16 protein-coding genes are annotated in these 19,348 nt (G+C 69.9%); 5 read left to right on the top strand and 11 right to left on the bottom strand.

The features are described 5' to 3' along the window. Positions 1–119: 119 nt before the first annotated feature. A complete protein-coding gene (locus ACFYP0_RS23285; protein ID WP_356980755.1) occupies positions 120–674 on the bottom strand; it encodes a DUF4190 domain-containing protein in 555 nt (184 codons plus the stop codon). A 288-nt stretch (positions 675–962) separates the two neighbouring features. Here ACFYP0_RS23285 and purN point away from each other — a divergent pair, with 288 nt between their 5' ends. Next, a complete protein-coding gene (gene purN, locus ACFYP0_RS23280; RefSeq protein ID WP_124854035.1) occupies positions 963–1,583 on the top strand; it encodes a phosphoribosylglycinamide formyltransferase in 621 nt (206 codons plus the stop codon). Further along, positions 1,580–3,151 (top strand): bifunctional phosphoribosylaminoimidazolecarboxamide formyltransferase/IMP cyclohydrolase, encoded by a 1,572-nt coding sequence (gene purH, locus ACFYP0_RS23275; RefSeq protein WP_356980753.1) that lies wholly within the window; start codon positions 1,580–1,582, stop codon positions 3,149–3,151. Before purN ends, purH begins: the two co-directional genes overlap by 4 nt. A gap of 88 nt (positions 3,152–3,239) precedes the next feature. Here the strand turns inward: purH and ACFYP0_RS23270 are convergent, their stop codons facing one another. From ACFYP0_RS23270 to ACFYP0_RS23250, 5 genes are all read right to left on the bottom strand, one after another. Then, positions 3,240–4,277, bottom strand: a complete 1,038-nt coding sequence (locus tag ACFYP0_RS23270) for an ABC transporter ATP-binding protein (protein ID WP_124854033.1) — start codon at positions 4,275–4,277, stop codon at positions 3,240–3,242. Beyond that, positions 4,258–5,289 (bottom strand): ABC transporter ATP-binding protein, encoded by a 1,032-nt coding sequence (locus ACFYP0_RS23265; protein ID WP_091406340.1) that lies wholly within the window; start codon positions 5,287–5,289, stop codon positions 4,258–4,260. The genes ACFYP0_RS23270 and ACFYP0_RS23265 overlap by 20 nt, the downstream gene beginning before the upstream one ends. A 7-nt stretch (positions 5,290–5,296) precedes the next feature. After that, entirely contained in the window at positions 5,297–6,253 is a 957-nt protein-coding gene (locus ACFYP0_RS23260; protein ID WP_124854031.1) for an ABC transporter permease, read from the bottom strand. After that, complete coding sequence (locus ACFYP0_RS23255) at positions 6,246–7,184, bottom strand: ABC transporter permease (protein WP_112583767.1); 939 nt, start codon at positions 7,182–7,184, stop codon at positions 6,246–6,248. The genes ACFYP0_RS23260 and ACFYP0_RS23255 overlap by 8 nt, the downstream gene beginning before the upstream one ends. 197 nt (positions 7,185–7,381) lie before the next feature. After that, positions 7,382–8,983, bottom strand: a complete 1,602-nt coding sequence (locus tag ACFYP0_RS23250; RefSeq protein WP_356980749.1) for a peptide ABC transporter substrate-binding protein — start codon at positions 8,981–8,983, stop codon at positions 7,382–7,384. A gap of 482 nt (positions 8,984–9,465) precedes the next feature. Here ACFYP0_RS23250 and ACFYP0_RS23245 point away from each other — a divergent pair, with 482 nt between their 5' ends. Continuing rightward, entirely contained in the window at positions 9,466–10,326 is an 861-nt protein-coding gene (locus tag ACFYP0_RS23245; RefSeq protein ID WP_091406333.1) for a bifunctional methylenetetrahydrofolate dehydrogenase/methenyltetrahydrofolate cyclohydrolase, read from the top strand. Positions 10,327–10,465: 139 nt separating this feature from the next. Continuing rightward, positions 10,466–11,416 (top strand): malate dehydrogenase, encoded by a 951-nt coding sequence (locus tag ACFYP0_RS23240; RefSeq protein WP_112583765.1) that lies wholly within the window; start codon positions 10,466–10,468, stop codon positions 11,414–11,416. Positions 11,417–11,492: 76 nt separating this feature from the next. On the opposite strand, the gene ACFYP0_RS23235 is transcribed toward ACFYP0_RS23240, so the two are convergent. Then, on the bottom strand, positions 11,493–12,407 hold the full coding sequence (locus ACFYP0_RS23235; RefSeq protein ID WP_386997560.1) for an MBL fold metallo-hydrolase: 915 nt from the start codon (positions 12,405–12,407) through the stop codon (positions 11,493–11,495). A 137-nt stretch (positions 12,408–12,544) separates the two neighbouring features. Here ACFYP0_RS23235 and ACFYP0_RS23230 point away from each other — a divergent pair, with 137 nt between their 5' ends. Further along, positions 12,545–13,762: an NADP-dependent isocitrate dehydrogenase gene (locus tag ACFYP0_RS23230; protein WP_091406326.1), complete on the top strand. Its 1,218-nt coding sequence runs from the start codon at positions 12,545–12,547 to the stop codon at positions 13,760–13,762. A gap of 338 nt (positions 13,763–14,100) precedes the next feature. Here ACFYP0_RS23230 and galT read toward each other — a convergent pair whose 3' ends face one another. From galT to ACFYP0_RS23210, 4 genes are all read right to left on the bottom strand, one after another. Then, positions 14,101–15,177, bottom strand: coding sequence for a galactose-1-phosphate uridylyltransferase (galT, locus tag ACFYP0_RS23225; RefSeq protein ID WP_355494615.1), 1,077 nt, complete (start codon positions 15,175–15,177; stop codon positions 14,101–14,103). Continuing rightward, entirely contained in the window at positions 15,174–15,998 is an 825-nt protein-coding gene (locus ACFYP0_RS23220; RefSeq protein WP_355494614.1) for a DeoR/GlpR family DNA-binding transcription regulator, read from the bottom strand. Before ACFYP0_RS23220 ends, galT begins: the two co-directional genes overlap by 4 nt. A gap of 112 nt (positions 15,999–16,110) precedes the next feature. Next, positions 16,111–17,640: an adenylyl-sulfate kinase gene (gene cysC, locus ACFYP0_RS23215; protein WP_355494613.1), complete on the bottom strand. Its 1,530-nt coding sequence runs from the start codon at positions 17,638–17,640 to the stop codon at positions 16,111–16,113. An 88-nt stretch (positions 17,641–17,728) separates the two neighbouring features. After that, complete coding sequence (locus ACFYP0_RS23210; RefSeq protein WP_355494612.1) at positions 17,729–19,243, bottom strand: glycosyltransferase family 2 protein; 1,515 nt, start codon at positions 19,241–19,243, stop codon at positions 17,729–17,731. Positions 19,244–19,348 lie beyond the last annotated feature (105 nt).

Below are 19,348 nucleotides of genomic sequence, written 5' to 3'. Positions count from 1 at the left end.
GAGCCGCTGGCCCGCACAGTAGAGCCGCCGCCACCTGGGCGCTGACCCGCGGTCCCGCGCTGTGGACGAGCGCGGGGCGCCCCGGGCGAACCCGGAGCGCCCCGTCGAATCCGAGCCCGTCAGGGCTGGGCGGGCAGGTTCACGTTCAGCACAACGCTCAGGATGATCGAGATGATGCCGAGCGCGACGCCGACCGCACCACAGATCAGGCCGGCCTTGGCCTGACCGGCGTTGCTGGCCTGCCCCTGGGCAGCCTTCTGCTTGCCCAGGTAGCCGGTCACCAGGGCTCCGATGCCGACCGGGATGCCCAGGATGGCGCAGCAGGCCAGAGGGATCGACGCGATACCGAGGATCAGCGCCACCAGGCCGAGGGTGTTGTTCTGCCCCTGTGCCTGCGGGTACCCGGCGTTCGGGTAGCTCGGGCTGGCGCCGTACTGGGGCTGCTGCTGCGCGTACGGGTCCTGGTACGGCGGCTGCTGGCCGTACGGCTGCCCCGAGGTGGGCTGCTGACCGTACGGGGCCTGCGGCGCGGCGTACGGGTCCTGCGGCTGCTGACCGTACGGCTGGCCGGAGGTGGGCTGCTGGCCGTACGGGGCGGCCGGCGGCTGGGGAGCGGTCGGGTCCTGGTTGGGCTGCTGGCCGTACGGGTCCTGACCGGGGTTACCGGGCTGCATTCGAGAAGCTCCTTGGACTGGTTCCGTCAGTTGATGCTCTTTGTTTCCATCCATGATCGCGGTCAGTCCTCCCAAAGCCCAGTACAGCGACAGGACGACATATCTCCCGAAGCAGGCAAAAGGCCCTTTTCGGCCGCTTCGTGTGCCGGATCAGGGGCGGTGTGTGGCCGGCGCGGCGTTCGGCCCGAGCGAGCGGCAGCGTATCGGGTCGACGCACGTCGACACTGTCGAAGATCGGCGCACCGCCCAGTCGAAGGGCGTCCCTGACCTGCCCGATAGGGTGACCCGGTGACCGAGCCCGCGCCTGTCGCCCGCATCGTCGTCCTCATCTCCGGCTCCGGGAGCAACCTTCAGTCGCTGCTGGATGCCGCTACCGACCCCGCGTACGGCGCACAGGTCGTCGCGGTTGGCGCGGACCGCGACGGCATCGCGGGCCTGGACCGGGCCGACGCCGCGGGGGTGCCGACCTTCGTCGAGCGGGTCCGCGACCACGACACCCGGGAGGACTGGGACCGCGCGCTCACCGCGCACGTCGCGAAGCACCAACCCGACCTGGTCATCTCCGCCGGTTTCCTCAAGCTGGTCGGCCCGCACTTCCTCGCCGCCTTCGGCGACCGCTACCTGAACACCCACAACACGCTGCTGCCGGCGTTTCCCGGCATCCACGGCCCGCGTGACGCCCTCGCCTACGGCGTGAAGCTCACCGGAGCCACCCTCTTCTTCGTCGACGCCGGCATGGACACCGGGCCGATCGTCGCGCAGGTCGCGGTGCCGGTGCTGGACGACGACGACGTCGACACGCTTACCGAGCGCATCAAGGAAGCCGAGCGACGCCAGCTCGTCGAGCAGGTCGGTCGGCTGGTCCGCGAAGGCTGGACCATCACCGGAAGGAAGGTCACGGTTCCGTGAGTCCCACTCAGGACGGGCGCCGCCCGATCAGGCGGGCGCTGGTTAGCGTCTACGACAAGACCGGGCTGGTCGAGCTGGCTCAGGCCCTGCACGCGGCCGGTGTGGAGATCGTGTCCACCGGCAGCACGGCGGGCACCATCGCCGCCGCCGGGGTGCCGGTGACGCCGGTGGAGACGGTGACCGGGTTCCCCGAGGTGCTCGACGGCCGGGTGAAGACCCTGCACCCGAAGGTGCACGCGGGTCTCCTCGCGGACCTGCGGAAGGACACGCACGTGGCGCAGCTCGACGAGCTGGGCGTGGCGGCGTTCGACCTGCTGGTCTCCAACCTCTACCCCTTCCAGGCGACCGTCGCTTCCGGCGCCGACGTCGAGGAGTGCGTGGAGCAGATCGACATCGGCGGCCCTGCCATGGTGCGGGCCGCCGCCAAGAACCACGCCTCGGTCGCCGTGCTCACCGACCCGGCCGGTTACCCGGCGCTGCTCGGCGCGCTCAGCGAGGGGGGCTTCACACTGGCCCAGCGTCGTGCGTTGGCCGCCCGGGCGTTCGCCGACATCGCCGAATACGACGTCGCGGTGGCCCAGTGGTGTGCCCGGGAGCTGGCACCCGCCGACGACTGGTGGCCGCAGTTCGCGGGGCTGGCGCTGCGCAAGTCGACAGCGCTGCGCTACGGCGAGAACCCGCACCAGCCCGCCGCGCTCTACACCGACCCGGACGCCCCGGCCGGGCTGGCCCAGGCCGAGCAGCTGCACGGCAAGGAGATGTCCTACAACAACTACGTCGACGCCGACGCCGCCTGGCGGGCCGCGAACGACTTCGCCGACCAGCCGGCGGTGGCGATCATCAAGCACGCCAACCCGTGCGGCATCGCGGTCGGCGCGGACGTCGCCGAGGCGCATCGCAGGGCGCACGCCTGCGACCCGGTGTCGGCGTACGGCGGTGTCATCGCGGTCAACCGGTCGGTCTCGGTCGAGCTGGCCCGGCAGGTCGCCGAGATCTTCACCGAGGTGGTGGTCGCTCCCGGCTTCGACGAGGGCGCGGTCGAGGTGTTGCAGGGCAAGAAGAACATCCGGCTGCTGCGGGCACCGGCCTGGACGCCGGCGCTGGTGGAGTTGCGGCCCGTGACCGGTGGCGTGCTGGCCCAGGTCGCCGACCGGGTGAACGCCCCCGGTGACGACCCGGCGAGTTGGCAGTTGGCGACCGGCGAGGCCGTCGACGAGGAGCTCCTGCGGGACCTCGCGTTCGCCTGGCGGGCGGTCCGCGCGGTGAAGAGCAACGCGATCCTGCTCGCCAAGGACGGCGCCACCGTCGGCGTGGGCATGGGTCAGGTCAACCGGGTCGACTCGGCGCAGCTCGCGGTCAGCCGCGCCGGCGCCGACCGGGCCCGCGGCGCGGTCGCCGCCTCGGACGCGTTCTTCCCGTTCGCCGACGGCCCGCAGATCCTCATCGACGCCGGCGTCCGCGCCATCGTGCAGCCTGGCGGCTCCATCCGCGACGAAGAAGTCATCGAAGCGGCAAAGAAGGCCAACGTGACGATGTACCTGACCGGTACCCGCCACTTCTTCCACTAACCACTAACCGTGCGTTGATCATGGGGTTGACGGGCGACAGGCCGGACGAAACGGCCCGTCAACCCCATGATCACCGTGGTTTGGGGGGTCAGGCTGCGGTGGTTGGGCGGAGCTCCGCGAAGTGGCAGGCGGAGGGGTGGGGGTCGGCTGCTCTCGGGACCGTCGCCGGGTCTTCGACGGCGCAGATGTCCTGGGCCTTCCAGCAGCGGGTCCGGAAATGGCACCCGCTCGGCGGGTCGGCCGGGCTGGGCACGTCGCCGACCAGCCGGATCATGTTGCGCTGGTCGCGGGCCTCCGGGTCCGGCACCGGCACCGCGGAGAGCAGAGCCTGGGTGTACGGGTGGGTGGCCCGCTCGTAGATCTCGTCCTCGGTGCCGATCTCGACGATCCGACCGAGGTACATCACCGCGACGCGGTCGGCGATGTGCCGCACCACGGACAGGTCGTGCGCGATGAAGATGTACGAGAGCCCCAGCTCGCCCTGCAACTGCTTGAGCAGGTTGATCACCTGGGCCTGGATGGAGACGTCGAGCGCCGACACCGGCTCGTCGCAGACGATCACCTCGGGCTTCAGCGCGAGGGCGCGGGCGATGCCGATGCGCTGACGCTGACCGCCGGAGAACTGGTGCGGGTACCGGTTGATGTGCTCCGGGTTGAGCCCGACCAGGTCCAACAGCTCCTGGACCCGCTTGGCCTTGCTGCCCTTCGGCGCGGCATCGGGGTGGATCTCGAACGGCTCGCCGATGATGTCGCCGACGGTCATCCGCGGGTTCAGCGAGGTGTACGGGTCCTGCATCACCATCTGCATGTTGCGGCGCAGCCGGCGCAGCTCGCCCCCGGAAGCCTTGAACAGGTCCTTGCCCTCCAGGGTGGCGCGTCCGGAGGTGGGCGTCTCCAACCGCATCAGCAGCCGGGCGAGGGTGGACTTGCCGCAGCCGGACTCGCCGACCACGCCGAGCGTCTCGCCCCGACGCAGCTCGAAGCTCACCCCGTCGACGGCCTTCACCGCCCCGATCTGCCGCTGGAACAGCACGCCCTGAGTGATCGGGAAGTGCTTCACCAGGTTGTCGACGGAGAGGATGGTCTCGCCACGGACCTTGGTGGGGTTAGCGGGCGACGCTGTCATCACGGACCTCCTGCGCGAAGTGGCAAGCGCTGGTCCGGCCGTCGCCGAGGACCAGGTCGTGCGGCACCTCGTCCACGCAGACCTGCTGGACGTACGGGCACCGGGGGTGGAACGGGCAGCCGGACGGGATGCGCATCAGGTTCGGCGGCAACCCCTTGATCGTCGACAGTTCCTGGCCGCGAACGTCCAGGCGCGGGATCGACTCCAACAACCCCTTGGTGTACGGGTGGGCGGGCGCCTTGTAGAGCGAGCGGACGTCGGCGTGCTCGACGATCCGGCCGGCGTACATGACCGCGATCCGGTCCGCGACACCGGCGACCACACCCAGGTCGTGGGTGATCAGGATCATCGCCATGTTGAGTTCCCGGCGCAGGTCGGCCAGCAGGTCCATGATCTGGGCCTGCACCGTCACGTCCAGGGCCGTGGTGGGCTCGTCGGCGATCAGCACCTTCGGGTCCAGCGCCAACGCCATGGCGATCATGACGCGCTGCCGCATGCCGCCGGAGAACTGGTGCGGGTAGTCGCCGATCCGCTTGGCGGCACCCGGGATCTTGACCAGATCCATCAGCTCGACGGCACGACGTCGAGCGTCGGCTCGGGACATGCCGGCGCGCTGGCGCAGCGTCTCACCGATCTGCCAGCCGACCGGGAAGACCGGGTTGAGGGCGGAGAGCGCGTCCTGGAAGATCATCGCGATCTCCTTGCCGCGTACCTGCCGGCGCTGCTCCTCGGAGCGGGTGAGCAGGTCCTCGCCCTTGTAGAGGATCTGACCGGAGCGGACGAACGCGGGCGGGGTGTCCAGGATGCCCATGATCGCCTGGGCGGTGACCGACTTACCCGAGCCGGATTCGCCGAGCACGGCAAGGGTCTCGCCGGCGTCCAGGTGGTACGACACACCGTTGATCACCCGGGCGACGCCCTCGTTGGTGCGGAACTCGACGTGCAGGTCCCGCAGCTCCAGCAGGTGACCGCCCTCGGGTGTGGCGGAGGCGGGAGTTGGATTGACGGTCATGAGGTTCTCACCGCAGCTTCGGGTCGAAGGCGTCACGGATCGCGTCGCCGAGCATGATGAACGCCAGCACGGTCAGCGCGAGGAAAGCCGACGGGACGATCAACGGGGTGGCCGCCTCCCGCATGTGGATCCGGCCGGTGTCGATGTCCTGCCCCCACGAGATGGTGGGCGCCTTCAGGCCGATGCCGAGGAAGGAGAGCGTCGCCTCGGCCGCGATGAACGAGCCGAGCGCGATGGTCAGTACGACGATCGCCGGGGCCAGCGAGTTCGGCAGGATGTGCCGCCACATGATCCGGCTGTTGCCGGCACCGAGCATCCGGGCCGCCGCCACGTAGTCCTGCTCCTTCGCGGTGATCACCGAGGACCGGACCACGCGGGCGGCGGTGGTCCAGCCGAGGAGAGCCAACACGAAGACGACCGCGCCGATACGAGCCCACTGGTTGTCACTGGACACCCGCTTGAGCAGCACGATTGCGGCCAGCAGCAGCGGAATGCCGAGCACCACGTCGATCACCCGGGACAGCACCGCGTCGACCCAGCGGCCGAAGTAACCGGCCAACATGCCGACCACCAGCGCGATGATTCCGGTGCCGAGCGCGGCGAGCGCGCCGACCAGCAGCGATGCCCGGGTGCCGTAGACCGCCCGGGAGTACGTGTCGCAGCCCTGGAAGTCGTACCCGAAGATGGCCCCGCCGGACGGCCCGGCGTGCTGCCGGGAGAGCAGGCAGTCGTTCGGGCTGTTGGTGGTGAAGACCCCGGGTAGCAGCGCCATCAGGGTGAAGATGACGACCAGCGCCAGCGAGATCCAGAAGATCGGGTTGCGGCGCAGGTCGCGCCAGGCGTCCCCGGCCAGGCTGCGGGGCTTGTTCGCGCCGCCGACCTGGTTGGGCGCGCCCGGCTCTCCCGAGGGGCCACGTCGCGCGGCCTGGTTCTCGGTGGCCGCCACAGTCTCAAAGTCACTCATAGCGGATCCTCGGGTCGAGTACGGCGTACAGGACGTCCACCACCAGGTTCGAGACCAGGTAGACCACGACGAGCACGCTGACGATGCCCACCACCAGGGGGCCGTCCTCGGTGCGGATGCCGCGGAAGAGGTTGAAGCCCACGCCGGGGATGTTGAAGACGCCCTCGGTGATGATCGCGCCGCTCATCAGGTTGCCCAGTTCCACACCGAGGAAGGTGACCACCGGGATCAGCGAGTTGCGCAGCACGTGGACGATGACGATGCGCCGCTTGACCAGGCCCTTGGACCGGGCGGTCCGGACGTAGTCCGCGCGCAGGTTCTCCGCCACCGAGGCCCGGGTGAGTCGTAGGGCGGTGGCCAGCGACAGCGAGCCGAGCACGATGCCCGGTAGCAGGAGCGCGTAGAACGTCGGGTCGGAGCCGGCGGTGGGTGGGAAGAGTTGCCACTTGACGCCCAGGAAGTACTGCGCCAGCGGCGCCAGCACGATCGTTGGGATGCCCAGCACCAGCAGGGTCAGCACCAGCGTCGAGTTGTCGAAGATGCTGGCCCGGCGGATGCCGGCGAGGACCCCGGCGGTGACACCGAAGATGATCGCCACGGCGAGCGCGATGAGCGCGAGCCGCACGGTGACCGGCCAGGCCTGCTGGAGGATGTCACCGATGCTCCGACCGGTGAGCGACTCGCCCAGGTTGCCCTGGAGCAGGTCCTTCACGTAGTCGAAGTAGCGGTAGAAGAAGCCGCCGACGCCCGTCTGATCCAGGTTGTACTTCTCGGTGAGGTAGGCCCGCTGCGCTGGCGTCACCGGCCGTTCGCCGGCGAGCGCCTGGATCGGGTCGCCCTGCCCGGCGAATGTCAGCGCGTAGACGATCAGGGTGGTCCCGAAGAACGCCAGGACCATCTGCAGTAGGCGCCGCAGGATGTAGCGGAACATGCTTAGCAGTCTCTCCGGAAATGTGCGAAAGGGTCGCAGGACGGCATCTCTGGTCGTACCCGAAATATCCGAGACGTGCCGTCCGGCCCGGTGGAGCCGGCGCCACCGACGCCGGGTCCGCTGCTGCGGCCCGGCCCCGGTGGCGCGGTCGGGGCCACCCGGGCATCGTCGCCCGGGTGGCCCGCACCATGGTCAGCTCAGTTGGCTGCTTCGATCTTGACGAGGTTGACCCGCTGGAACAGGTCCATCTCCACGTTCTTGACCTTGGACGAGTGGCCGAACACGTTCTCGCCGAAGCGGAGCGGGATCACCGGCATGTCCTTGGCCAGGATGTCCTCCGCCTGCTGGTACTTGGCGATCGCCTCGTCCTGCGTCTTGGCGGCGGAACCCTCCTTGACCAGCTTGTCGAACTCCGGGTTGCTGTAGCCGTAGTAGTTCGACGAGCCGTTCGTGCTGTACAGCGGGCCGAGGTAGTCCTCCATGGTCGGGTAGTCCATGACCCAACCCATCCGGAACGCACCCACCGGCGTCTTCTTCTCGACCTTGGTCAGCAGGTCGGCGAACTTCGGCTCGACCGAGCCGACCGCGTCCACGCCCAGGTTGGTCTTGAGCTGGTTGACCGTGGCGTCGACCCAGTCCTTGTGCCCGCCGTCGCCGTTGTACGAGATGACGATCTTCGACGGACCGCCGGCGGCCTGGTAGAGCTTCTTGGCCTCGGTCGGGTTGAACTGGGCGGCCTCGCCCGCGGTGTCCTCCCGGTAGCCCGGCAGGACCGGCGAGACGAAGGAGCGCGCCGACGTCTGCGAACCCTTGAAGACCGACTTGGTGATCTCGTCACGGTCGATCGCCATCGAGATGGCCTTGCGCACGTCCGGCTTGCTGTAGTCCTTGTCGAACGTCGGGAACGCGAGGAACTGGAACGACGACATCGGGCTGGTCTTGTACCGGTCACCCAGGTCGCTCGGCGCGGTGCTCAGGCTCTCGGTCGGGATCGTGGGCAGCACGTCCAGGTTGTCCGCCAGGACGTCCGCGTAGGCCGCGGTGAGCTGCTGGTAGATCCGGAACTCGATGTTCTTGACCTTGGGCTTCTCGCCCGGGAACGCGTCGTAGCGCTCGACGTCGATCTTGCTGTCGTGCTGCCAGGTGCCCTTCATCTTGAAGGGGCCCTGTCCGATCGGCGCCTGCTCGTAGGAGTCCTTGAGCACGCCCGGAGCCGAGAACGCGGCGTCCGGCATCGGGAAGAACGCGTTGTAGCCCAGCGTCGTCTTGAAGTCGATGTACGGCTCGGAGAGCGTCGCGGTGAAGGTGAGGTCGTCGACCTTCTTCAGGCCGGACATCTCCTTGGCCTTCGGCGTCTTGCCCTGCAGGTCGGCGTAACCAGAGATCTTCTCGAAGAAGGGGTTGGTGTCCTGACCGTTCGGGGCGTACGCGCCGTAGTTCCAGGCGTTGATGTAGTTCTGGGACGTGACCTTCTCACCGTTGTGGAAGGTGAAGCCGTCCTTGATCTTGATCGTCCAGACCTTGTTGTCGGACGAGGTGATCGACTGGGCGGCGACCTCGTACGGCTTGTTCTGGGCGTCGTAGTCGACGAGCGGGCTGAACAGGCCGGCGATCACCTGCGAACCGGACGTCTCGGTGGTGTTGGTGGGAACCAGGTGCTTCGGCTCGGCGATCTGGATGCTGACCACCGAACTGTCGCTGCCACCGGATCCACCGTCTCCGCCGCTGCCGCAGGCCGCGAGGCCCAGCGTCACCGCGAGCGGGAGGGCGGTCCAGGCGGCGAGTCTACGAACTCGCATTGAGCCTCCTCATCTCCTCACGCTGCGCAGTCAGGCCCGACGCTGGGTTACGCTGCGCAACAAGCGGTAACGGTAGGTCGGCAACGGGCCTTCGACAACGACGCGGTTGCGGGTGGGTAACGGTCCGGGGGTGCCCCTCTTGTCGAGGGCGAGCGAATCTGCTACCCCAAACCGGGTTTATCGACGTTCGCCTGCGGAAACCGCGATGGTTGACGACGTGTTCGCCCCCGCCCGGCCGTCTGATTGCCGCCTGGGGCGGGCGTCCGGTCTCCGTGGAGCTGGCCCGGCCTGTCTGGTTCGACCGTGATCGAACCCACAAATTGTCACCGAAAGTGACTAGCAACACCTCACGCACGGTGACTTCAGTAGCGGTCCCCCCGCCGTGGCCCGCCCCGTCCGGTGGTCGCCCCACCGCACAGGGCGGCGGACGGCCCGAGCGAGGTCGTCTGATCCGTGGGCGGTGGCCGTGAGACGATCTGGTCGTGACGGCGACGCTTCTGGACGGCAAGGCAACCGCAGCGGAGATCAAGGACGAGCTGCGCATCCGGGTGAAGGCACTCGCGGAACGCGGCATCACCCCCGGGCTCGGCACGGTCCTGGTCGGTGCGGACCCGGGCAGCCAGGCGTACGTCAACGGCAAGCACCGCGACTGCGCCGAGGTGGGCATCGCCTCGATCCGCCGCGAACTGCCGGCCGACGCCACCCAACAGCAGGTCGACGACGTACTGGCCGAGCTGAACGCCGACCCGGCGTGCCACGGCTACATCGTCCAGCTGCCGCTGCCGGCCCACCTCGACACCCAGCGGGTGCTTGAGTTGATCGACCCGGACAAGGACGCCGACGGCCTGCACCCGGTCAACCTGGGTCGGCTCGTGCTCGGCTACGACGGTCCGCTGCCGTGCACGCCGCGCGGCATCGTCGAGCTGCTCCGCCGGCACGACGTGGCGCTGCGCGGGGCCACCGTCGCGGTGGTCGGTCGCGGCAACACGGTTGGCCGACCGCTCGGCCTGCTGCTCACCAGGCGCAGCGAGAACGCCACGGTCACCCTCTGCCACACCGGCACCCTCGACCTCGCCTCGCACACCCGGGCCGCGGACATCGTCATCGTCGCGGCCGGCGTACCGGGTCTGCTCACCGCCGACATGATCAACCCCGGCGCGGTGGTGGTGGACGTCGGCATCACCCGCGTGATCGGAGCGGACGGCAAGGGCCGCTACACCGGCGACGTGGACCCGGAGGTGGTTGAGACGGCCGGCGCGCTGGTCCCCATGCCCGGCGGCGTGGGCCCGATGACCCGGGCCATGCTGCTCACCAACGTCGTCGAGCGCGCCGAGCGCGGCTGACCCGCACCTCGGTAGCGTCGAACCAGGACGGCGGTGACGTTCACCCCATCCCGGCGATGGCCGCCGCCCCTGGCCTGATCGGTGCCAGGATGACTGATACGGTCCGGAAAACCGACTGGTATCAGGGAGTGGGACGACCATGGGTAAGAAGGTCACTGTCGTCGGGGCTGGCTTCTACGGCTCCACCACCGCACAGCGCCTGGCCGAGTACGACGTCTTCGACACCGTAGTGATCACCGACATCGTGGAGGGCAAGCCCGCGGGCCTCGCGCTCGACCTCAACCAGTCCCGGGCCATCGAGGGCTTCGAGACCAAGGTGGTCGGCGTGACCACCGGCCCCAACGGTGAGGGCTACGAGAGCATCGAGGGCTCCGACGTCGTCGTGATCACCGCTGGTCTGCCGCGCAAGCCCGGCATGAGCCGGATGGACCTGCTGGAGACCAACGCCAAGATCGTCCGCCAGGTCGCCGAGAACGTCGCCAAGTACGCCCCGAACGCCGTCGTCATCGTGGTCTCCAACCCGCTGGACGAGATGACCGCGCTGGCCCAGCTCGCCACCCAGTTCCCGAAGAACCGGGTGCTCGGCCAGGCCGGCATGCTCGACACGGCCCGGTTCAGCAACTTCGTCGCCGAGGCGCTGAACGTGCCGGTGGCCTCGGTACGCACGCTGACCCTGGGCTCGCACGGCGACACCATGGTCCCGGTGCCGTCGAAGAGCACCGTCAACGGCAAGCCGCTGCGCGACGCCATGCCGGCCGAGCAGATCGAGGAGCTGGTCGTCAAGACCCGCAACGGTGGCGCCGAGGTGGTCGCGCTGCTCAAGACCGGTTCGGCCTACTACGCCCCGTCCGCCGCCGCGGCCCGGATGGCGAAGGCCGTCGCGGAGGACTCCGGCGAGGTCATGCCGGTCTGCGCCTGGGTTGACGGTGAGTACGGCATCTCCGGTGTCTACCTGGGTGTCGAGGCCGAGATCGGCGCCGAGGGCGTCAAGCGGGTCGTCGAGACCGACCTGGACGCCGACGAGCGCGCCAGCCTCCTGGAGGCTGCCGAAGCCGTCCGCGCCAAGCAGGGCGACATCTCCAGCATGTAGTTCCCCCGAACCAGAACCACCAGCGAAGGGCCCGCCGGCAAACCGGCGGGCCCTTCCCCGTCCCACCCCCACCCCCCTATCCGCGGTTGATCATGAGGTTGGCGGCAGTGATGGAGATCGAAAACCCCGTCAACCTCATGATCAACCGACTTGAGGGGTGGGGAGGGGGGTGGGGGTGGGGTGGGGTGGGGTGGGGGTGGGGGGTGAAGGGGGTGGCCAGGTGGGGGGTGGCCAGGACGGCGGGGGAGTGGGTGCGCAGGGCGCTCAGCCGGGAGGTGCGGGCGAGCTCCGGGTCCTCCTCGTGGGCGTACGCCAGGTCGGGGTCGACGAGTTGCACCATGTGCACCAGTAGGTCCCCGGTGAGCAGCATCCGTTCGTCGGCCGAGGTCAGGAGCACCGACTGGTGACCGGGCGTGTGGCCCGGGGTGGGCAGCAGACGTACCGCTGGGGTGAGGGCGGTTTCGCCGTCGACCACCCGGAGCTGGCCGGCGGCGCGCAGGGGCGCGATGAGGCCGGCCGGCAGCCCGGGGTTGAGCGTCTCCGCCGCGTCGAGTTCGGCGCGCTGAAGCAGGTAGCTCGCGTTCGGAAAGTACGGCTGCCCGGGTGTGCCGGTGACCGCCCAGCCGATGTGATCGCTGTGTAGGTGGGTCAGGACGACCGTGTCGACATCGGCGGGGTCGATGCCCGCGGCGGCCAACTCGGCGGGCAGTCGCCCCGGCACGGGCGCCCAGCTCGCGGCGGGTGCGTCGGTCGGGCCGATCCCGGCGTCGACCAGCGTGACCGGTCCGTCGCCGACGCGGATCGCGAAGCTGCGGAACGGCAGCCACCACTGCCCGTCGGCGGTCACCGAGCCGGGGTCGCGCCGGTCGGCCTCCGCCCAGTGTGCCGCTGTGGCCTGCGGAAACGCCTCCGCGCGGGGCTGGAAGAAGGCACCCTCACCGTCGGTGAGTGCGGTGACCGTGATAGACCCGAGGGTGCGGTTCAGTGGCATCGGACGATGATTCCAGGGCATTCCTGTTCCGCGCAGCCCGGTTCCGCCGGCCGGTCGAGGCCGGCTGGGGGCTGCCGGTCCAATTGCAGTACGCTCGTACTGCTTGAGCACGTGTCCCCCGAGAGGAGCGCCGGCCGATGGCGAAGATCAAGGTAAACAACCCGGTCGTAGAACTCGACGGCGACGAGATGACCCGGATCATCTGGAAGCAGATCCGGGAGCAGCTGATCCTGCCCTACCTCGACGTCGACCTGCACTACTACGACCTGTCGATCCAGCACCGCGACGAGACCGACGACCAGGTCACGATCGACGCCGCCAACGCCATCAAGGAGCACGGCGTCGGCGTCAAGTGCGCGACCATCACCCCGGACGAGGCCCGGGTCGAGGAGTTCGGCCTGAAGAAGATGTGGCGGTCGCCCAACGGCACCATCCGCAACATCCTCGGCGGCGTCGTCTTCCGTGAGCCGATCATCATGTCCAACGTGCCGCGGCTGGTCCCCGGCTGGACCAAGCCGATCATCATCGGCCGGCACGCCCACGGTGACCAGTACAAGGCCACCGACTTCGTCGTCCCCGGCCCGGGCACGGTGACCATCACCTACACCCCGGCCGACGGCGGCGCGCCGATGGAGATGGAGGTCGCCAACTTCCCCGGCGGCGGCATCGCCATGGGCATGTACAACTACGACGAGTCGATCCGGGACTTCGCCCGGGCGTCGTTCCGGTACGGACTGGACCGCAACTACCCGGTCTACCTGTCCACGAAGAACACCATCCTCAAGGCGTACGACGGTCGGTTCAAGGACCTCTTCGCCGAGGTGTTCGAGGCCGAGTTCAAGGCCGAGTTCGACGCCGCCGGCATCACCTACGAGCACCGGCTCATCGACGACATGGTCGCCGCCGCGCTCAAGTGGGAGGGCGGCTACGTCTGGGCCTGCAAGAACTACGACGGTGACGTGCAGTCCGACACCGTCGCGCAGGGCTTCGGCTCGCTGGGTCTGATGACCTCCGTCCTGCTCTCCCCGGACGGCCGGACCGTCGAGGCCGAGGCCGCCCACGGCACGGTCACCCGGCACTACCGGCAGTACCAGAAGGGTGAGAAGACGTCGACCAACCCGATCGCGTCGATCTACGCCTGGACCCGGGGCCTGGCCCACCGGGGCAAGCTGGACGGCACGCCGGCGGTCACCGAGTTCGCCAACACCCTGGAGCAGGTCATCGTCGACACCGTCGAAGGCGGCCAGATGACCAAGGACCTCTCGCTGCTCATCTCGCGGGACGCCCCGTGGCTGACCACCGACGAGTTCATGAACGCGCTCGACGAGAACCTGGCCCGCAAGATCGCCGCCTGATCCAGGCGTACCGCGTCATCGGAGCCCGCCGGCGTCTCAGCCGGCGGGCTTCGGCGTGTCCGGCGCCGCCGCGCCGATCGGCGTCACTGCGACCGGCGCGCCTCGTTGACCAAGATGGACGAGATGCCAGTCGCGTCCAGGAAGGTTGACCTCGGTCGACCCGCGGCACCCGTGCGCCGATCAGCCAGCCTTCCCGGCTGTGCCGTGCACAGCCAGCCGTCCCTTCCCTGCGGGGGGCCCTGTCCCGGGCCCCCCGCGCCCTGTTTCCCGCCAAGCTCATGCCGCACCGCACCGCACCGCACCGGCCAAAACTCAGACCCCGCGCACAGCAGCGCGGCTCAGGCGGCGCGTAGCAGGTCGGCGGCGCGTTCCGGGGAGATGTCGTTGATGAAGACACCCATTCCGGACTCGGAGCCCGCCAGATACTTCAGCTTGTCCGCAGCCCGCCGGATGCTGAACAGCTGTAGGTGCAGGTGGCCCAGCTCGCGGTCGACCCGCACGGGCGCCTGGTGCCAGGCCGAGATGTACGGCATCGGCATGTCGAACAGGCCGTCGAAGCGGCGCAGTAGATCCAGGTAGAGCGGCCCGAAGGCGTCCCGCTCGCTGTCGCTGAGCGCCGGGATGTCCGGCACCACCCGGCGCGGCGCGACGTGCACCTCGAACGGCCAACGGGCTGCCGCCGGGACGAACGCCGTCCAGTGTTCGTTCTCCGCGACCACCCGGTCACCGGTGGCGCGCTCGGCGGCCAGCACGTCCGCGTACAGGTTGCCCCCGCCGGTCCGCTCGGCGTGCCGGCGCGCCGCGGCCAGCAGCGCCCGGGTGCGCGGCGTCACGAAGGGGTACGCGTAGATCTGGCCGTGCGGATGGTGCAGCGTGACACCGATTTCAACGCCCCGGTTCTCGAAGCAGAAGATCTGCTCGACGCCGGGCAGCGCGCCGAGCACCTCGGTGCGGTCGGCGAGGGCGTCCAGCACGGTGCGGACCCGGCGCGGGGGCAGGCTGGCGAAGGAGGCGTTGTGATCCGACGTGAAGCAGACCACCTCGCACCGGCCGAGGCCCGGCCGGACCGCTGTGAACGGGGTGATCTCCCCCGGCTCCTCAGCCACCCGACCGCTCAGCGACGGGAACCGGTTCTCGAAGACCACCACGTCGTAGTCGGGTGCGGGGATCTCGGTCAGCCGGTCGCCCACCGACGGGTCGAGAGGGCACTCGTTCGCCGGCGGGAGGAAGGTGCGGGTCTGCCGGTGCACGGCGACCGCCACCCACTCGTCGGTCAACGGGTCGCGGCGCAGCTGCGAGGCGGGGGGAGGCGGCGGCAGGTCCCGGCGGTCCGGCTGGTCGCGGACCGCGTCGTCGCGCTCGTCGAAGTAGATCAGCTCCCGGCCGTCGGCCAGGTCGATCGCGGTGCGCTTCACGGCGCCGTCCCCTCAGTTGTCGGCGTGCGCGTCGCGCGGCCCGCCCCTGTCGCCTCGACCATGATCAGTTCGCCCACCTGTTCGCGGAGTACCCGTCGTGCGGGTGGAGGCAACCGGTCGTCGCTGACCAGTACGTGGGCTGCCGCCAACTCGACGATCGAGGAGATGCCGACCGTGCCCCACTTGGTGTGGTCGGCGAGCACCACCAGTTGGTCCGCCGCCGCCACGAGCGCCCGATCGGTCTCCGCCTCCATCAGGTTCGGGGTGGTGAAGCCGGCCCGCTCGGTGATGCCGTGGACGCCCAGGAAGAGCAGATCCAGGTGCAGTGACCGGACGGCCCCGACCGCGAGCGGACCGACCAGCGCGTCCGACGGTGTGCGTACGCCGCCGGTGAGCACCACCGTCTGGTCCGGGCGGCCACCGGCGTGCATGATCTCGGCCACCGGCAGCGAGTTGGTCACGACGGTCAGCTCGGGCACGTCCACCAGCCGGCGGGCCAGCTCGGCCGTGGTGGTGCCGGCGGAGAGTGCGACCGCTGCTCCCGGCCGGACCAGCTGAGCCGCCCGGTCGGCGATGGCCGCCTTCTCGGGCAGTTGGCGGACCGACTTGGCGCGGAAGCCCGGCTCGTCGGTCGAGCTTGGCCCGGTCGTGGTGGCGCCGCCGTGCACCTTGGCCAGCAGGCCGCGCTCGTGCAGCGCATCCAGGTCGCGCCGGATGGTCATGTCGGACACGCCGAAATCGCCTGCCAACTCGCTGACCCGGACGCCGCCGGTCGAGCGGACCCGCTCCAGGATGGCCGCCTGCCGCTGCTGAGCGAGCATCCGTCGTGCCTCCCCGGACGTCCACGTACCCTCACGCGGTCAAACGTGTTCCAACAAAGGTGAACACTAGCGCGTGCCGTTCAGCGGTGGAAGGAACGGGTACGGCGACGCCTCAGGCGGACGCGACCTTCAGCTCCACCCAGCCGGTCTCGGTCAGATGGTGCAGCACGGCCTGCACCGCGTCCGCCACGCTCAGGTCGGTGGTGTCGAGCACCAGATCGGCGTCGGTCGGCTCCTCGTACGGGTCGTCGATGCCGGTCATCCCGGTGAGCAGGCCGGCTCGCGCCCGCGCGTACAGGCCCTTGCGGTCCCGCCGCTCGCACACCTCCAGCGGCGTAGCCACGTGCACCAGCACAAAACCCGATCCGGCGGCGAGGGCCATCTCCCGGGCGGTGGCCCGGGCCGCCGCGTACGGGGCGATCGGACAGCAGATGCCCACCCCACGGTGCCGGGCGATCTCGGCGGCCACCCAACCGATCCGCCGGACGTTGAGATCCCGGTCGGTCTTGCTGAAGCCCAGCCCGGCGGAGAGTTCCCGGCGCACCACGTCCCCGTCGAGCAGGGTCACCGTGCGGTCGCCACTCTCCCGTAACGCGTCCGCCAGCCCTCGGGCGACCGTCGACTTGCCGGAGCCGGAGAGACCGGTCAGGAAGACCACCAGCCCTCGCTGCCGACGCGGCGGTCGGGCCCGGGCCAACTCCCGCGCCACGGCGGGCGGGGTGTGCCACTCCGGTAGCGGGAAGCCCCGGTCGAGCAGGTCGTCGATCTCCGGCTGGGTCAGCGCGAGCCGGCGGTTGCGCGGTGGGATGTCCTCCCGCCAACGCCACTGCCCGTCCCGGTTGTCGTAGGCGAGTTCTCGCGGCACCAGCACCCGCAGCCCGGCGCCGGAGAGCATCTCCCCGGTGGAGAGCAGGTGGGTCACCCCGTACGCGGCCGAGACCCGGGCGCGTAGCAACGCGTCGCTGATCTCCTCGCGTCGGTGCGACAGCGGCACCGCGACCAGGGTGGCGGGTGGCATCCGGTCCCGCGCGGCGAAGATCGTACGGACCAGCGCCTCCGGCGGGAGCCCGTCTGCGCCGCCCTCGCCGACCGGGATCATCACGAGCAGATGAGCGGCCAGGGTGCGGGCGGCGTGGGCGATCTGGGCGAGCTGTGGACGATGCAGCGGTCGATCGGCGATCACCCCGAGCACCCGGCCCGGGGGCAGCAGCGCACGGACCTCCTCCGGGTTACGCCGCAGTCGCTGGAACGGACCGTGCACACCGTCGCCGAGCCGCCGAACCTGGCCGCCCACTCCCGCCACGCCCTCGCGGACCGGCCAGACGTCGGCCACGTCCAGGGCGGCCGCCGGGGCGCCCTCCCCGTCGGTCAGCACGAGCGCCCGGCGGGCCGGGTCGCGCGGATCGAGGCTCTGCGCCAAGGCGGCCGGCACCTGGAGAACGACCGCGACCTGCCACGGTGTGCCGTCGGCCAGCCGGCCGCGTCGGCTGACCGAGACCAGGTCGGCGCGGGTCATGAAGCCGGTCAGTGGGGCGTACGCGCCGGTCAGCAGCAGCTCCAGATCCGCGAGCTCACCGGGACGTGGCGTGTACGCCGGTGCGTCCCGTAGCACCTCGTCGGGCAGCACCCAGCCGTTGCTCATCCACACCCCCCACTCGCTGACCGGCACACAGTTTCGCAGCCGACCGCCCATCGGTCGAGGGCGCCACTCCAAGACCCGCGCGGGCGGATCAGCGCTTGATCCGCCGGCCTACCGCCGACCGCACCCGGTTCCACAGCTTCCGCTCGTCGCGGATTCGGGGTCGCGAGCCGTCGGCCCGGCAGATGAACAGCAGAGGCAGTCGCGTGTCCTCGGTCCAGCCCACGTTGGTGATCCGGGCCTTGAGCTGCCAGCTGCCCCTGGTCCGGCCGCCGTTGAGGGCGGCGAAGTCGATCGTGGCGGTGGCCCGGTGCACCAGGTGGACGGTGTCCGCTCCGGTCGTACCGGTGATCCGCTCGGTCTGGAAGGTGTTCGGAAGAAAGATCTCGGTGCCGGTCTCCCGGTGGCGGGCCACCAGGTCCAGGCGGGCCTTGCGCACCTGCGCGGTGGCGTCGAGCACCTCGGGGGCGACCTTCTCCATCGGGAGCATCAGCACGTCGCGGCCATCGTCCGCGCGGAACCCGACCGGCTGGTCCGCGGCGCGCAGCTCGGCGGCGACGGTCACCGTGACGCCGTGGTCGACACGCCGGTATTCGTCGACAGTGCCGTGTGCGGCGATGCCCGCCTCCCAGCGGGCAAGCCGGCGCAGGTCCGCGACGCGCCCCTGCTCCGCCAGGTACGCCACGGCTCGCAGCAGAGGCGGCAGTCCACCGGCGACGCCCGGGGCGAAGCGGTCCTGGATGATCTTCTGGACCTCCAGTGCGACCTCCTCCAGCCACGCGTCGGGGGCGTTCAGCAGCCGCTTGCCGCGCAGCCGGCTGAGCATCTCGTTGCGCAGCCAGCGCCGGTGCAGCCGGTCTCGCAGCGGACCCGGCTCGGTGTTGGCGTCCACGACGTCCAGCGCCTCCCGCACGCTGGCGTAGTAGCTCGCCGGGTCCAGCTTGCCCGCTGTGACGTTGCGCGCGTCGCCCCGCTGGACATGGTGGTAGCAGACGTAGTCGGACAGCACGGAGGTGCGCCGGGACAGGAAGTAGGCCCGGATGACCAGCGAGTGGTCCTCCAGCCGACGCTTGCCGCCTTCCGGGAACCGCAGGCCATGCTCGTCGAGGAACGACCGCCGGAACAACTTGTGACAGGTCAGGCTGTCGACCAGGGGGGAGTTGCCGAGGGTGGCGTCGAAGCGGTTCTTGCGGAACAGCTCCCGCGGCACGGGGCGTCCGTACCCGGCCATCTTCCCCACCACGATGTCGGCGTCGTTCGCCTTCGCGCAGGCGTAGAGCCGCTCCAGTGCCTCGTCGGCGAACCAGTCGTCGTCGTCGGCGAAGAAGACGTACTCGCCGCGGGCGTGGTCGACGCCGAGGTTGCGCGGACGCGACGGCCAGCCGGAGTTCTCGATGTGCAGCACCCTGATGTGCGGGTGCTCGGCCGCCAGTTGGTCCAGCCGCTTCGCGGTGTCGTCGGTCGAGCCGTCGTCGACGAAGATGGCTTCGAACTCGTCGGCGGGCAGTGACTGGCGCAGCAGCGAGGCAGCGAGCTTCTCGATGTGTGGGCCGCAGTTGTACGCCGGCACCACGACGCTCACCTTGGGGACGCCCACCTCGGCCATCAGGATCCCTCCCGCGTCGTCGGTCGATCACCGGGCGGGGTCGATGCCTGGTGAACGGGAGGTGAATGGTGTCACCCTGGACGTGTCTTTCCCAAGGCGGGGTCG

Origin of the sequence: Micromonospora arida, assembly GCF_042873195.1 — a bacterium.
Taxonomy (GTDB): Bacteria; Actinomycetota; Actinomycetes; order Mycobacteriales; family Micromonosporaceae; genus Micromonospora; species Micromonospora arida.
Note: the sequence above shows the minus strand (reverse complement) of the source record. Positions and strands in the feature narration are given on the sequence as shown.

What these genes read in the sequence shown, in the direction of transcription:
- ACFYP0_RS23260 (WP_124854031.1), bottom strand. Translation starts at nt 6,253, where the DNA reads ATGAGTGACTTTGAGACTGTGGCGGCCACCGAGAACCAGGCCGCGCGA.
- cysC (WP_355494613.1), bottom strand. Translation starts at nt 17,640, where the DNA reads ATGAGCAACGGCTGGGTGCTGCCCGACGAGGTGCTACGGGACGCACCG.
- ACFYP0_RS23235 (WP_386997560.1), bottom strand. Translation starts at nt 12,407, where the DNA reads ATGCCACTGAACCGCACCCTCGGGTCTATCACGGTCACCGCACTCACC.
- ACFYP0_RS23220 (WP_355494614.1), bottom strand. Translation starts at nt 15,998, where the DNA reads ATGCTCGCTCAGCAGCGGCAGGCGGCCATCCTGGAGCGGGTCCGCTCG.
- ACFYP0_RS23285 (WP_356980755.1), bottom strand. Translation starts at nt 674, where the DNA reads ATGCAGCCCGGTAACCCCGGTCAGGACCCGTACGGCCAGCAGCCCAAC.
- ACFYP0_RS23250 (WP_356980749.1), bottom strand. Translation starts at nt 8,983, where the DNA reads ATGCGAGTTCGTAGACTCGCCGCCTGGACCGCCCTCCCGCTCGCGGTG.
- ACFYP0_RS23210 (WP_355494612.1), bottom strand. Translation starts at nt 19,243, where the DNA reads ATGGCCGAGGTGGGCGTCCCCAAGGTGAGCGTCGTGGTGCCGGCGTAC.
- ACFYP0_RS23270 (WP_124854033.1), bottom strand. Translation starts at nt 4,277, where the DNA reads ATGACAGCGTCGCCCGCTAACCCCACCAAGGTCCGTGGCGAGACCATC.
- ACFYP0_RS23265 (WP_091406340.1), bottom strand. Translation starts at nt 5,289, where the DNA reads ATGACCGTCAATCCAACTCCCGCCTCCGCCACACCCGAGGGCGGTCAC.
- ACFYP0_RS23240 (WP_112583765.1), top strand. Translation starts at nt 10,466, where the DNA reads ATGGGTAAGAAGGTCACTGTCGTCGGGGCTGGCTTCTACGGCTCCACC.
- ACFYP0_RS23230 (WP_091406326.1), top strand. Translation starts at nt 12,545, where the DNA reads ATGGCGAAGATCAAGGTAAACAACCCGGTCGTAGAACTCGACGGCGAC.
- ACFYP0_RS23255 (WP_112583767.1), bottom strand. Translation starts at nt 7,184, where the DNA reads ATGTTCCGCTACATCCTGCGGCGCCTACTGCAGATGGTCCTGGCGTTC.